We start from the raw sequence: 14,703 nt of genomic DNA on the forward strand, positions 1-14,703 counted from the left end.
GTATAATTTTTGGAGATGGGGCAGGCGCAGCATTTTTTGAACCCAATTATGAAGGGCTTGGATTGCAAGATGAATATTTGCGAAGTGATGGCATTGGTCGTGACTTTTTGAAAATTGAGGCAGGAGGTTCGCTTCTCCCAACTTCTATCCAAACAATTCATGACAATAAACACAAGATTATTCAAGACGGGAAAACCGTTTTCAAGTACGCCGTAACTAATATGGCCGACTCGAGTGAACTAATAATGAAAAGAAATAATTTGACCAATGAAGATGTAAATTGGTTAGTTCCTCACCAAGCAAATAAACGTATTATTGATGCTACGGCAAATAGGATGAATTTAGATGATTCCAAAGTTCTAATGAATATTGAAAAATACGGAAATACAACATCAGCAACCATAGCATTAGTACTTAATGATTTTGAACATTTATTCAAAAAAGGAGATGCAATTATTTTGGCAGCTTTTGGCGGTGGATTCACTTGGGGATCCATTTACTTAACATGGGCATACGATAAAAAATAAATTTAAACTAAATAATTATGGATTTAAAAGAGATTCAAAATCTAATCAAATTTGTAGCAAATTCAGGAGTTGCAGAAGTTAAATTGGAAATGGATGATGTGAAAATTACCATTAGAACAACATTAGAAGGGAATGTATCCGAAACTACTTATGTTCAACAAATGCCAGCTCAACCGGTTCAACAAGTAGTAGTTCCTCAGCAAATTGCTCCAGCAGCTTCAACTCCAGCACCAGCTGTTGAAAATTCAAATTACATTACCATAAAATCTCCTATTATTGGAACTTTCTACAGAAAACCATCGCCAGACAAACCTATGTTTGTTGAGGTAGGCAGCACAATTGCTAAAGGAGATGTACTTTGCGTAATCGAAGCAATGAAATTATTTAACGAAATTGAATCAGAAGTTTCTGGAAAAATCGTTAAAATTTTAGTTGACGATATGTCGCCAGTAGAATATGACCAACCTTTGTTTTTAGTAGATCCATCATAATCAATTAGGAATTAAAAATTAAGAATTAAAATCTCATAAGAAGATCTTTTTAATTCTTAATTCGTAATTTTTAATTTTTAATTTAAAAAAAGATGTTTAAAAAAATATTAATTGCAAATAGGGGAGAAATTGCACTTCGCATTATTAGAACATGCAAAGAAATGGGCATCAAAACCGTGGCTGTTTATTCTACCGCAGATGCTGAAAGTTTACACGTTAAGTTTGCCGATGAAGCTGTTTGCATTGGGCCACCACCAAGCAACTTGTCCTATTTAAAAATGTCAAATATAATTGCAGCTGCTGAAATAACAAATTCAGATGCAATTCATCCAGGATATGGATTTCTTTCTGAGAATTCAAAATTTTCAAAAATATGTCAAGAGCATAACATCAAATTTATTGGAGCTTCTCCTGAAATGATTGATAGAATGGGCGATAAAGCTTCGGCAAAAGCCACGATGAAAGCCGCTGGGGTTCCTTGTGTTCCTGGTTCTGAAGGACTTTTAGAATCATTCGATCAGGCACAAAAACTTTCTAAAAAAATGGGCTATCCCGTAATGCTAAAAGCAACTGCTGGAGGTGGAGGAAAAGGAATGCGAGCCGTTTGGAAAGAAGAAGATTTATTAAAAGCATGGGAAGGTGCACGACAAGAATCAGCTGCAGCTTTTGGAAATGATGGAATGTATTTAGAGAAACTTATTGAAGAACCTCGTCATATCGAAATTCAAATTGTAGGTGATGCTTACGGTAAAGCCTGTCATCTTTCTGAAAGAGACTGCTCTGTGCAACGTCGTCATCAAAAATTGACCGAAGAAACTCCTTCGCCATTCATGACAGATGAATTACGTAAAAAAATGGGAGCTGCAGCAGTAAAAGCAGCCGAATATATTAAATATGAAGGTGCAGGAACAGTAGAATTTTTGGTTGACAAACACCGCAATTTCTACTTTATGGAAATGAATACCCGTATTCAAGTAGAACATCCAATTACAGAACAAGTAATTGATTACGATTTAATTCGGGAACAAATTATGGTTGCTGCAGGAATTCCAATTTCGGGTAAAAATTATTTACCACAATTGCACGCTATCGAATGTCGTATCAATGCCGAAGATCCTTATAATGATTTTAGACCTTCACCTGGAAAAATAACTACACTTCATATGCCAGGTGGTCACGGAGTTCGTTTAGATACTCACGTATATTCAGGTTACACGATTCCGCCAAATTATGATTCTATGATTGCAAAATTGATCACGACGGCTCAAACTCGTGAAGAAGCCATTAGCAAAATGAGAAGAGCTTTGGATGAATTTGTAATTGAAGGAATCAAAACAACTATTCCTTTTCACAGACAATTAATGGATGATCCACGTTATATTGCAGGAGATTATACCACCGCTTTTATGGAAACTTTTAAAATGAATGACCCAGAATAAAAACTAGATTTATAATATAAAAAAATCCCAACTGCGAAGTTGGGATTTTTTGTTTAGTGAATGTTGAAAATATTATAAGGTTTCTTTCAACCATTTGAAAAATTCTCTTTGCCAAACCAGTGCATTTTGAGGTTTTAAAACCCAGTGATTTTCTTCAGGAAAATAAATAAATCTACTTTTTATTCCTCGTAATTGAGCCGCTTGAAACGCTTCTTGCCCTTGTCCTATTGGAACTCTGAAATCGATGCCGCCTTGAATAATTAATATGGGAGTATTCCATTTTTCTACTCGGCTGGCAGGATTAAATGTTGTATAGGCTTTTTGTGCAACAGCATTGTCTTTTTCCCAATAAGCTCCACCAAAATCCCAGTTGTTAAAGAAAACTTCTTCGGTGGTACCAAACATACTTTGTGTATTGAAAACACCATCGTGGGCAATGAAAGTTTTGAATCTATTGTTATGAATTCCTGCTAAATAATAAACAGAATAGCCTCCATAACTTGCGCCGATACAGCCTAATCGGGATTTGTCAACATATTTTTCTTTGGCTACATCATCAATCGCTGAAAGGTAATCATTCATAACTTGACCTCCCCAATCTTTACTAATTTGCTCATTCCATTCTACTCCGTGACCTTGCATTCCGCGACGATTTGGTGCTACAACAATGTAGCCATTGGCCGCCATTAATTGAAAATTCCAACGAAAAGAATAAAATTGTGTTAATGGAGATTGCGGTCCACCTTGACAATAAAGCAATGTTGGATATTTTTTTGAAGCATCAAAATTTGGAGGAAGAATAACCCAAACCAACATTTTCTTGCCATCGGTTGTGGTAACATATCTTCTTTCGGTTTTACTTAACGCTAATGAATTGTAGGTTGTTGTATTTACATTAGATAATTGAAGCCAAGTTTTTTTCTTTAGATTGTAAGAAAAAATTTCAGATGCATGGTTCATATCTGTTCGAGTAAGAATGATATTGTCTCCTGAAAGACTTACTAATCCAGCAACATCAAAATCGCCATTAGTCAATTGAATTACTTGCGGTAATTTCTTGGTTAAACCTGGGAAATCTACCTCGAATAACTGGATTGTTCCGTCAATTGGTGCTTGAAAATATACTTTTTTGCCATCGGCACTCCAAAGAAAACTTTCAACTGTTCCATCCCAATTTGCCGTCAAATTGATATTCATTCCTTTGAAATTGACAATAATATCGTTTTTATCTGATTCATAACCGTCGCGTTTCATTTGCAACCAAGTCAAATTTCCTGTTGGGGAAAATGCAGGATTAGTGTCATAACCCAAGTTGCCTTCGGTTCTATTAATGGTTTTTCCTGTTTCTAAATTGTATTCATAAATATCTGTATTGGTGCTAGTTGCATAAGATGTTCCCGATTTTTTCTTGCAAACATATAAAATGCTTTTGCTGTCTAGCGACCAAATATAATCTTCATCTCCGCCAAAAGGTTTTTGTGGACTGTCGAAATTTTCTCCTTTCAAAATGTCGATTCCAACCGAACCTTCTTTGTTTTCTTTATAAAAAATATGATTGAATTTACCTTCATTCCATTTGTCCCAATGACGATAATCTAATCCGTTATAGATTTGAACATTCGATTTTTCCAATTCTGGATAAAAATCTTTTCCGTGAACTTTGTCAATTTTTACCTCTTCATCATAAACAATATATTTGCCATCAGGGGAAGTGTTTTTGTCATTCAACAAATCTTTGGTCGAGGTCATTTCTGTTGGTGTTCCTCCGTTTATAGGTAAAGAATAAAACTTGGAATTCGATTTATTATCTTCAATAGAAGGAAAATTGACTTTATAAATTACATTTTTCTGGTCTTTAGAAATTCCTAAAACAGTTACTCTTCCTAATTTCCAGAGCAATTCTGGTGACATTGTGTTTTGCGCTAGTGTACTTAAGTTTGTCATTATCAATATTATAAAGGCTATTTTTTTCATTAGAATAGGGAGATTTATTATTTTTTAAAAATACAAATTCTAAATGTTTTACTAACTGTTGTTTTATGGTTAATTTTGAAGAATAAATTATTATTTTTAATTCGTAAAAATTATCAGATTTAATAGAATGGCAACGAAAATTACATCAAAAAAATCAGCTGCAAAAAAGAAACAACCAGCAATAAAGGAATCAGTTGGTTTCAAGGGGAAGCTAACTCGTTTTTTATTCAAGGCCGTTCTTTGGTTTTTCGGGTTGTCCATCTTTTTTGTGGTACTTTTTAAGTTTGTGCCAGTACCATTCACGCCTTTGATGGTTATTCGAGTAATTGAGAATAAATCAGCTGGAAAGGAATTTTATTTTAGCCACGATTGGGAACCGATAGAAAACATTTCAATCAATTTGCAAAAAGCAGTAATTGCCAGTGAAGACGGTACTTTTCTTAGCCATAATGGTTTCGATTTTAGAGCGATGCAAAAAGCCTATAAAAACAATGAAAGAGGAAGAAGAATAAAAGGGGGAAGTACAATTTCACAACAAACCGCTAAAAATGTATTCTTGTGGCAAGGAAGAAGTTATTTACGTAAAGGATTGGAAGCTTATTTCACCGTTTTGATAGAATTAGTTTGGGGTAAAGAACGAATTATGGAAGTTTATTTAAACAGCATCGAAATGGGTGACGGAGTTTATGGAGCTCAAGCTGCCGCAGAACATTGGTACAGAAAAGATGCTTCAAATCTGACGAAAATTCAAGCCGCTGGAATCGCAGCAATTTTACCAAACCCAAGGAAATATTCCGCGACAAGCTCTTCTTCTTATATCAACGGACGAAAGTCCAAAATTGTTCGAATAATGGGACATATTGGTAAGATTGAGTATTAAAAAAATACCGCAAATTCACAAATTTTTTTAGCCACAGATTACACAGATTCTCACATATTTTTTAATATAGCAAAAGACACTTTGTAAGTCTTTGTGCCTTCTTTATGAGATTTGTGTTAAAATTTTGACCAGTTGGTTGACGTAAAAAAACAATTTGCGAATTTACGGTTTAAGAATTTCTTCTAAATATTAAAATTCAATCCCAAAACAATGTTTCTTCCTATATTAAGAATTCCATCAGTTTTCAAACGAGAAAGATGAGCAATATAGCTTTTGTTTAGTAAATTATTACCGTTTAAATTAATGTCAAAGGCAGTTTTTCCTAATTTTAGTTTTCCACCAAAACCTAGATTTAGCAAAGTATAACCATTTGATTTTGTTTCAAAACCACTCACATTATTTTGATTGAAAGTTGTTGAAACATTTAACGTAGCAAAGCCGTTTTCAAGCCAATTATTGATTTTGAATTCACTTCTTAGGGTGTTATTCCAATTATTTGCAGGAATTAAGGGCAAGTAATCTCCATTTTGTTTTTTGCCAGTAACGGTTTCAAAACTGGTTTCAAAGTGCAACCAATCTAATGGATGTGGATGAAAATGCAATCCAATTTCGCCACCATATAGATTGGCATTATTTTGAACATAATCATATACATCGTTACTGTTAATTTGGGTTCCTGCTGGCGAAGCATAAATATAATTGTTTACACTATTATAGAATCCGTTGGCAAAAAACTCAAAATGGCTATTTTTATATTCTAAATTTAAGTCGGTTTGCACATTTTGTTCTGTTTTCAAATTAGGATTTCCTACTTCATAACGATTCGTTCCTTCGTGAACACCGTTTGAAGTCAATTCGGCTAAGTTTGGTGCTCTAAATCCAGAAGCCAAGTTGGCTCTTAAAATAAAATCTTTTGCCAAATTAGTTTTGTAACCTAAAGAGGCATTAAAACTGTTGAATGATTTATTGAGCGCTTCAAAAGAGCCTTCCTCTCCAGAAATTCCGTGACTTTCACTTGTAATTTTTCGATTATCAAAACGAATTCCTGCTTGAATTACATTCGTTTTCCATTCATAATTACCAGTTCCAAAAACTCCAAAATCATCAGTTGTTGCATCAGGAATTAAATATTCTTCACCCGAATTTTTATTGGTTTGGCTCATTCCTTGAATTCCTATTATAGATTCAAATTTCCCGAATTTGGGTAAATGATATTTTGCGTCGTAATTGAAGGTTTTTAGTTTCATATGCAAAACGGCAATATTTCCTTCTGCTAATTCGCTTCGGTCATTGTCAATATAACCCAAATCAAAATCTAATTTTGAGTTTTTGAAGAAAAAGATATTGTTTAAACTAAGCAAATGATTATCAATAGCCTGACTTGGAAATTCCGGTTTTTTGCTGGTAGTTTGTTCCGCTATTCCATTTTCTGGTATTCCTAAAGCTAGTTTATTGAAATTATATCTAAAAACGCTTGAGAATTTCGAATTGCTGTAACCAATTCCAGTTTTGAAATCCGTTTCGTTATATCGTGTATTAGTAACACGGTTTCCATCAGGAATTTTATAATCAGAATGTGTGTTGTAAGTTCCTCTAGCTAAAAACTTCCAATTTTCTGTCGAGGTTTTTAATCCCAAAGACGAATTACTTCCTAAAGTATTCGAAAATAATTTTTGACTGAAATTGGCATTGAAAGTATTGGCATCAGCGAATTTTTCTGGATTAAAATACAAAACACCTCCCAAAGCATCCGAACCATAAAGTAGCGAGGCTGGGCCTTTAATCACTTCAACACTTTCGACTCCAGCATCATTTAAACCCAAACCGTGTTCATCTCCAAATTGTTGATTTTCTACTCGAACACCTTGAGAATACACTAAAACTCGATTACCGCTCAACCCACGGATTACAGGTTTTCCGATAGAAGTTCCAGTCGAAATTTGTGAAACTCCAGGAATAGTCGCTAGTCCTTCGATTAAAGTTGCTGTTCCTTTTTGTTGCAATTCTTTAATACTTTCGTGCTCCACTTTCATCACATTTTGCGATTGTATTTTATTAAAAGCTGTTGAAACAATCACTTCGTCCATTTGAAAAGCCTTTTCGTCAAGGATAATATTTAGTGACGTTTCTTTTTGTTGGACATTTATAATTTTATTTTGAGTTGTAAATCCTATAAACTCAAATGTCAATTTGACTTTTCCGTTTGGAATATTGGTTAAGGTATAATTTCCATTTTCGTCAGTCGATGTTCCTTTGTGTAATTCTGGAGCATAAATAGAAACTCCAATTATAGCTTGGTTTTTGGTATCAGTTATTTTTCCGGAAATGATGTTTTGAGCGTTTAGTATAGCTGAGAATCCTATAAATAGGGCAATTATAATTTTTTTCATTTGAAATGATTTTATTGTTGAAAATTTAAGTCTAGACCTAACAGGTTTTTAAAACCTGTTAGGTCTTTTAAAAAACTATATTATTTAAACAATAAAACTAGGTGGCGCTCGAAGCGCAAAAAGGCTTCCTTTGAAGAATTGGGTAATTGCTCTGGATTTGAAAAAAGTATATCCAGAAGGAATGTTTATTTTTTTGAATTCAAATTGAGAAATTTTCGAAGTAACAAAACTACTTAAAGTAAAATTACAAACAAAACAATGATCAAAATTGTGGTGTTGATGCGTAATTTCTTTGCTTGAATTGTAGGTGTGGTGGCAATTTTTTTCGGAAAGTTGTTTTGCCAAATGCTCATAACTATGCACCGATTGAAACAGTATCGAAAACAACACTGCAATCATCAAGAAATAATTTAATAGGGCAAATTTCTTTTTCATTGGGTGCAAAGATAGAATTTGAAATGAAAAATCCGACTACTTTAACACTATTTAAAGTCAATCGGATTTTTGAAAATTAGGCGAAATAGGTTTTACACCAAATTATGTGCTACTAAATATTGTGCAATTTGAATCGTGTTTGTTGCAGCTCCTTTTCTTAAATTGTCTGCTACAATCCACATATTCAATGTGTTTGGTTGGCTTTCATCACGACGAATTCTACCTACAAAAACATCATTTTTCCCTTCGGCATATCTAGGCATCGGATAGGTAAAAGTGTCTAAATTGTCCTGAACTACAATTCCGTCAGTTTGACTCAAAATAGTTCTTATTTCGTTTACATCAAAATCATTGCTGAATTCCACATTTACTGCTTCGCTATGACCACCAACAACTGGCACACGAACTGCTGTTGCAGTTACCGCAATACTGTTGTCGCCAAGTATTTTTTTGGTTTCATTAGATAATTTCATTTCTTCTTTGGTGTAACCATTGGCTTCAAAACTATCGCATTGTGGAATACAGTTTCTGTTGATTTTATATTTATAAACCATATCTCCCTCAATTCCTGCACATTCGTTTTCGAATTGTTGCACTGCTTTTACACCAGTTCCAGTAATAGATTGATAAGTAGAAACAACAACGCGTTTGATATTGTATTTTTTATGTAATGGTGCTAAAGCCAGAACCATTTGAATAGTCGAACAGTTTGGATTGGCTATGATTTTATCTTCTTTGGTCAATTCTGAAGCATTGATTTCAGGAACAATCAATTTTTTGGTTGGATCCATTCTCCAAGCGGAAGAATTATCAATAACTGTAGTTCCTGCTGCTGCAAATTTTGGTGCCCAATCTAATGAAGTTTGGCCTCCAGCTGAAAATACAGCAATTTCAGGTTTCATATCGACAGCAGTTTGTAATCCTACTACTGTGTGTTTTTGACCTTTGAATTCGATTACTTTTCCAACTGATTTTTCAGAAGCTACAAGAATCAATTCGGTGTAAGGAAAATTGGTTTCTTCAATTACTTTTAACATTATTTCGCCAACCATTCCAGTGGCTCCTACAACTGCAAGTTTCATATTATCTATTTTAAATTTTATTTCTTAATTTGAGATACAAAAGTAAGTAATATCTAATTCAAAACAAGCGCATTCACAAAAAATAACAAAATGTTATATTTATAACAAATAAAAGAACCACGCTGTTATACGTGGTTTAGTTAGAATATATAATGTAGCGGAAATTTATTTTTTTAACAAATCTCTGATTTGTATAAGCAATTCTTCTTGAGTTGGTCCGGCAGGTGCTGGAGCAGGAGTGGTAACTTCTTCTTTCTTTTTTGAAGCATTAATTCCTTTGATAATCATAAATAGAACAAAAGCAATAATAATGAAATTAATTACAGCTGATAGAAACATTCCGTATTTTACTCCACCCAAAACAGTGAGTTCTTCGATCTTAGATAAATTAGCTGCTGATAATGCTGGTTTTAATAAAAGAGGTGTAATGACATCTTCTATTAATGAGCTGACAATTTTGCCAAAAGCACCACCTATGATAACCCCAATTGCAAGATCTACGACATTGCCTTTCATCGCAAAGGCTTTAAATTCTGAAATCATTCCCATAATTTTTTTTAATTTTTCGTTAATACTAATTACGAATATATAAATTATTTTTTATTCTCGATAAAAAACACGTTTTACTCTTTGGGAAATGCTAGTAAGAATTTCATACGGAATGGTTTGCAATTGATTTGCCATAAAAGAAACGCTTGGACTTTCGCCAAAAATAATCACAGAATCACCCTCTTTGCAATTGATTTCTGTCACGTCAACCATTAACATATCCATACAAATACTACCAATAATGGTTGCTTTTTGATTGTTAATCGTTACAAAACCAACTCCATTTCCCCAATGTCTCGAAATTCCGTCAGCATAACCAATTGGAATTGTGGCGATTTTTGTTGGTTTCTCGGCAATAAATCGTCGTCCATAACCTACACTTTCTCCTGTTTGAATGGATCTGATTTGTGAAATTATAGATTTTAAAGTCCCCACGTTTTCTAAATATTTCTGTTCTTCATCATCATTAGAAACACCATAAAGTCCAATTCCTAGGCGAACCATATCGTACTGCGCTTGCGGAAAATTACTAATTCCTGAAGTGTTCAGTATATGACGAATAGGTTTTATTTGCAATTCAGCTATCAATTTTGATGACAATTTTTCAAACAAATTGAGTTGAGAATTTGCAAAATCTTGATGTTCTATAGCATCGCTTGTGGCCATATGCGATAAAATACTTTTTAGGGTCACGAATTTGTTTCCTTTTAAAGTTGCAATTAATTCATCTAAATTTTCTTCTTCGAAACCCAAACGGTGCATTCCTGTGTCGAGTTTGATATGAATAGGGAAGTGTTTCAGTTTTCGTTTTTCGGCAATTTTTAGGAAAGCATTTAAGCCTTTTAAACTATAAATTTCAGGTTCTAATTTATATTGTATGATAGACGAAAAACTGGTTGTTTCTGGATTTAAAACCATTATTGGCAACATAATTCCAGCATTCTTTAACGAAATTCCTTCATCGGCAAAAGCTACACCCAAATAATCTACCTTATGATGTTCGAGCAATTTGGCAATTTCAAATCCACCACTTCCATAGCCAAAAGCTTTTACCATTACCATCATTTTGGTAGTAGGTTTTAGTTTTGATTTATAAAAACTCAGGTTGTGGCTAATGGAATTTAAGTTGATTTCCAAAACGGTCTCGTGGGTTTTCTCTTCTAATGCAGCGACTATTTCTTCAAATTGAAAATGTCTCGCTCCTTTTATCAAAATGGTTTCGTTGACAAAATTTAAATAGTTGAAATTCAGAAAAAAGTCGGCTGTATTTTTAAAAGTGACACAGTTGGTAAACTTGTGTTTGAATGTCGAAATGGTCTCGCCAATACCAATAACTCTATTGATTTTATTAGAAGTTATCAATTGTGAAACTTTCGAATACAATTCTTCATTTGACAAACCACTTTGAAAAATATCCGAAAGAATTAGCGTTTTATTTTTGTATTGTTTTTGACTTTCCAGAAAATCCAAGGCAATTTTCAATGACTGAAAATCGGAACTGTAACTATCATCAATCAATGTGGTGTTATTGATTCCATTTTTGACTTTCAACCGCATTTCCACAGGATAAAGCCATTGCATTCGGTTTTGAATCGTTGTTTTATCATATTTAAAACTCAACAAAACCATCAAACAAGTAACGGCATTTTCTACCGAAGCTTCATCTTGAAAAGGGATTTGTATATCAAAATGATCTTTGCCGTATCTAATTTGTAGAATTGTTTTGTCGTCGATTGCTTTTTTTACAACAAATACATCGGCAGTTTCATCGCTATAACTCCAAGAAAACGATTTTATTTTAGATTCTAAAAGTGTGTCAACAATCTTGTTTTTTTGATAAATGATTAGTTTCGAATGTTTGAAAAGTTTTAGTTTTTCTTTGATTTTTTTCTCCAAATCTTCAAACCCTTCATCGTGAGCCGAACCGATATTAGTGATGATTCCAATGGTTGGACGAATGATTACTTCCAATTTTTCCATCTCGTTCATTTTCGAAATTCCTGCCTCAAAAATTCCCAAATTGTGCTTATCGTTAATCGAAATCACCGATAATGGAACTCCAACTTGTGAATTGTAGCTTTTGGGACTTCGAATAATATTGAAATCAGGATTTAAAAGGAAGTTTAACCATTCTTTGACAATAGTTTTACCGTTACTTCCTGTCAATCCGAAAACTGGAAATTTAAAAAGACTTCGATGATGAGCTGCAAATTGTTGCAAAGCTTCCAAGGTGTTTTCGACAACTAAAAAAGTCGCTTTGTTGGATAATTTTTCAGGAATGTGTGTGACTACAAAGTTTTGAATACCTTTTTCGATTAAAGCTGAAATGTAAGTATGGGCATCGTTATTGGGTCCAACTAAGGCAAAAAACAATGTTTTTTCATTGTTTTGCAAAGAACGGCTGTCAATGGATACATTATCAATTGTGCCGTTATTATCTCCAAACCTTTTGGCATGAAGAATTTTTTCGATGTTCTGGATAGATAAAGTCAAGGGTCTAACTTTTTGTGTTGAAATTAAAAATTATGTTGGTGTCATTACTGAAATTTAGGAGTTTTTTTATTTAAAAAACGGTTGCCAGTGCTGATTTTTTGTATGTATAAAAATACAGAATAAATGCTTACAAGGAGTGAAAATTAGCTTTTTTCTAACAATTCTTTTTAAAATGATTTGTTTTTTGAAAAGGTAAATATATTCTTTGTTATTATTTTGAAAATTGGTTTTCAAAATCATTATACATTGTCCATAATTCAAAAACAGGAACAAGTTTTTTAGTCACTTTATCAATTTCTTTTCCTTCTTTGGTAAACAAATATGGATAGAAACTGAATGATTTGTCAAAATCAGTTTTTGTGAAATCTTTATCAAATGTTTTCCATTTAAAATTGGAATAAAACTCATTTATTTTCTTTGAAAAACAGAAAAGTAAAAAATCTGAATAACTCAAATCGAGATTTTCCCATTTCAAAGTGTCTGGGGATAAATAAAATACTTTCCCTAGATTGTCCGATGAAAGAAAACCTCCATTGATAGCAAAAAAACCACCAAAAATATCGTCAGCAATTAATAGAAATTTAGGGTTCTCATCTTTTGTAAAAGATTTATCTCTATTCCATTCCATCATACCACGATTGAGTTTTATGTTTCCTGAGCCTAATATTCGTATTATTCCATCTTCTATTATAATGCCTCCTGTTTCATATATAACCGCTCCCATTGGGGAATGTGTAGTAACTTGAGCTCTTTCGATTTCTTTATCTGCTCTAATTTTGTCTTTTGGTAAAACAACAACTTTAACTTCTGCGTTTTTTATCCAATCTTTAACAAATATCCAAGCTGGATCTGAAGTATTTGTTAATTCTGATAAAGACTTTCTGTTTTGTCCTATAGAAAAAAAAGGAATTAGCATTAAGAAATAAAGTATTGCAGTTTTCATTGACTATTTTTCTTCGTCTTTTTTCATCGCATAAAAATATGCGGCGCGACTCAAGGGTTCATATTCTTCGGTTTCGCCAAGCATAACGAGTTTGTCATTATCGGGTTTTCTAAAGCTGTAATTGGCTAAATTTCCGGTACGTGTACAAACAGCGTGTACTTTGGTAACATATTCGGCTGTTGCCATTAACGCTGGCATTGGTCCAAAAGGATTGCCTTTGAAATCCATGTCTAATCCGGCAACAATAACGCGAATGCCTTGGTTGGCCAAATCATTGCAAATTTTTACGATTTCGTCATCAAAAAACTGAGCTTCGTCAATACCAACTACGTCACAACCTTGCGCCAAAATCGCAATATTGGCTGCGGCGGGAACTGGTGTAGAGCGAATTTCATTGGCATCGTGCGACACGACCATTTCATCGTGATAACGCGTGTCGATGGTGGGTTTGAAAATTTCTACTTTTTGTTTGGCAAATTGTGCTCGTTTAAGTCTGCGAATGAGTTCCTCGGTTTTGCCCGAGAACATTGAACCGCAAATTACTTCGATCCAACCAAATTGTTCTTTATGATTTACTGTGTTTTCGAGAAACATTTTGTATTTTTCTTGCGCTTAAAATGAATAGTTTTTATTACTTTGTAACGAAAACAAATTTATTAAAAAAGATAGACCTTACTCACTATAATTTCAAAAGTTATGAAGAAAAAATTGGAAGCCGACTTAATGAGCATCGCACACAGGGTATTGCAAATTAAAAACAAATCTGACATCAATCAATTATGTATTGAAACAAGAAGGCTGTATGAAAAATTGGCTATTTTGCAATTTGTTGAGGAACATTTTGAGGGAGTGAAACCAACCATTGGTCAAGCCGAAATTGTAGAAAAAATGAAACAGTTTTTCGAAGAAAATCATTTGTCTGCGTCTGCACCAAAGAAAGTTAAGGAAGAAATTGTTGTCGAAGAAATTGTTGCGGATGAAGTCATTGAAGAAGAAATTGTTGTTGACGAAATCGAAGAAGTTTTAGAAGATGAAATCGAAGAAGAATTGGAAGAAGACACAATAAACGAAACTTCTGATGAAGAATTTATTAATAATGAATTTCGCCCCGCATTTGAATTAGACGACGACAATGATGAAAATGAAGTGGAAACTCCAAAAGAAAAAGAAGAGGCTCAAATTTCTTTCTTTGATTTATTGGGTGGAGATTATAGAGAAACGACTTTTGTAAAAGTAGATCAAAGTGAAGAATTATCTTCTGAAACCAATGTTAATGTACCTAAAGTTGCTGACTTTCAAGAGCAAGAGCCTGAAAATTTTATGGGAGAAAGCACAGAAGATATTGAGCCAAAATCAATTTCTTTGAACGATAAGCTTTCAAAAGGAATTAACATCGATTTAAATGATAGAATTGCCTTCGTGAAACACCTTTTTGGAAACAGTGACGAAGATTTTAACCGGGTTTTAAACCAGTTAATCACCTATGATAGTTTTGATGAA

General features: G+C 33.5%; 13 protein-coding genes. 5 read left to right on the forward strand and 8 right to left on the reverse strand.

Going from position 1 to position 14,703, the window contains the following annotated elements; genetic code table 11:
• From PHC28_RS07470 to accC, 3 genes are all read left to right on the forward strand, one after another.
• Window positions 1-527, forward strand: a 527-nt coding sequence (locus tag PHC28_RS07470; RefSeq protein ID WP_300097959.1) for a 3-oxoacyl-[acyl-carrier-protein] synthase III C-terminal domain-containing protein, incomplete at its 5' end; no start/stop codon positions are given.
• Window positions 528-544: 17 nt separating this feature from the next.
• Entirely contained in the window at window positions 545-1,018 is a 474-nt protein-coding gene (accB, locus tag PHC28_RS07475) for an acetyl-CoA carboxylase biotin carboxyl carrier protein (protein ID WP_300097965.1), read from the forward strand.
• 92 nt (window positions 1,019-1,110) lie between these two features.
• Window positions 1,111-2,457 carry an acetyl-CoA carboxylase biotin carboxylase subunit gene (accC, locus tag PHC28_RS07480; protein WP_300097970.1) on the forward strand — a complete coding sequence of 449 codons (1,347 nt, stop codon included), beginning with the start codon at window positions 1,111-1,113 and terminating at the stop codon, window positions 2,455-2,457.
• A gap of 72 nt (window positions 2,458-2,529) precedes the next feature.
• Here accC and PHC28_RS07485 read toward each other — a convergent pair whose 3' ends face one another.
• Complete coding sequence (locus tag PHC28_RS07485; protein WP_300097977.1) at window positions 2,530-4,431, reverse strand: S9 family peptidase; 1,902 nt, start codon at window positions 4,429-4,431, stop codon at window positions 2,530-2,532.
• 127 nt (window positions 4,432-4,558) lie between these two features.
• Here PHC28_RS07485 and mtgA point away from each other — a divergent pair, with 127 nt between their 5' ends.
• Window positions 4,559-5,311: a monofunctional biosynthetic peptidoglycan transglycosylase gene (gene mtgA / locus PHC28_RS07490; RefSeq protein WP_300097983.1), complete on the forward strand. Its 753-nt coding sequence runs from the start codon at window positions 4,559-4,561 to the stop codon at window positions 5,309-5,311.
• Window positions 5,312-5,493: 182 nt separating this feature from the next.
• Here the strand turns inward: mtgA and PHC28_RS07495 are convergent, their stop codons facing one another.
• From PHC28_RS07495 to PHC28_RS07525, 7 genes are all read right to left on the reverse strand, one after another.
• Entirely contained in the window at window positions 5,494-7,701 is a 2,208-nt protein-coding gene (locus tag PHC28_RS07495; protein ID WP_300097989.1) for a TonB-dependent receptor, read from the reverse strand.
• Between the two features lie 84 nt (window positions 7,702-7,785).
• Window positions 7,786-8,136, reverse strand: a complete 351-nt coding sequence (locus PHC28_RS07500) for a hypothetical protein (protein ID WP_300097992.1) — start codon at window positions 8,134-8,136, stop codon at window positions 7,786-7,788.
• Window positions 8,137-8,228: 92 nt separating this feature from the next.
• Complete coding sequence (locus PHC28_RS07505; RefSeq protein WP_300097995.1) at window positions 8,229-9,218, reverse strand: aspartate-semialdehyde dehydrogenase; 990 nt, start codon at window positions 9,216-9,218, stop codon at window positions 8,229-8,231.
• A 165-nt stretch (window positions 9,219-9,383) separates the two neighbouring features.
• On the reverse strand, window positions 9,384-9,767 hold the full coding sequence (gene mscL, locus PHC28_RS07510) for a large conductance mechanosensitive channel protein MscL (protein ID WP_300097999.1): 384 nt from the start codon (window positions 9,765-9,767) through the stop codon (window positions 9,384-9,386).
• A gap of 51 nt (window positions 9,768-9,818) precedes the next feature.
• Complete coding sequence (locus PHC28_RS07515) at window positions 9,819-12,260, reverse strand: bifunctional UDP-N-acetylmuramoyl-tripeptide:D-alanyl-D-alanine ligase/alanine racemase (protein ID WP_300098003.1); 2,442 nt, start codon at window positions 12,258-12,260, stop codon at window positions 9,819-9,821.
• Between the two features lie 211 nt (window positions 12,261-12,471).
• A complete protein-coding gene (locus PHC28_RS07520) occupies window positions 12,472-13,203 on the reverse strand; it encodes a DUF2625 family protein (RefSeq protein ID WP_300098007.1) in 732 nt (243 codons plus the stop codon).
• Window positions 13,204-13,206: 3 nt separating this feature from the next.
• Entirely contained in the window at window positions 13,207-13,797 is a 591-nt protein-coding gene (locus PHC28_RS07525) for a thymidine kinase (protein WP_300098010.1), read from the reverse strand.
• 102 nt (window positions 13,798-13,899) lie between these two features.
• On the opposite strand from PHC28_RS07525, the gene PHC28_RS07530 reads away from it, so the two are divergent.
• Window positions 13,900-14,703 (forward strand): hypothetical protein (locus PHC28_RS07530; RefSeq protein WP_300098013.1); only part of this gene is annotated, 804 nt, incomplete at its 3' end.

The sequence above is a fragment of the Flavobacterium sp. genome (assembly GCF_028712645.1).
Classification (GTDB): domain Bacteria; phylum Bacteroidota; class Bacteroidia; order Flavobacteriales; family Flavobacteriaceae; genus Flavobacterium.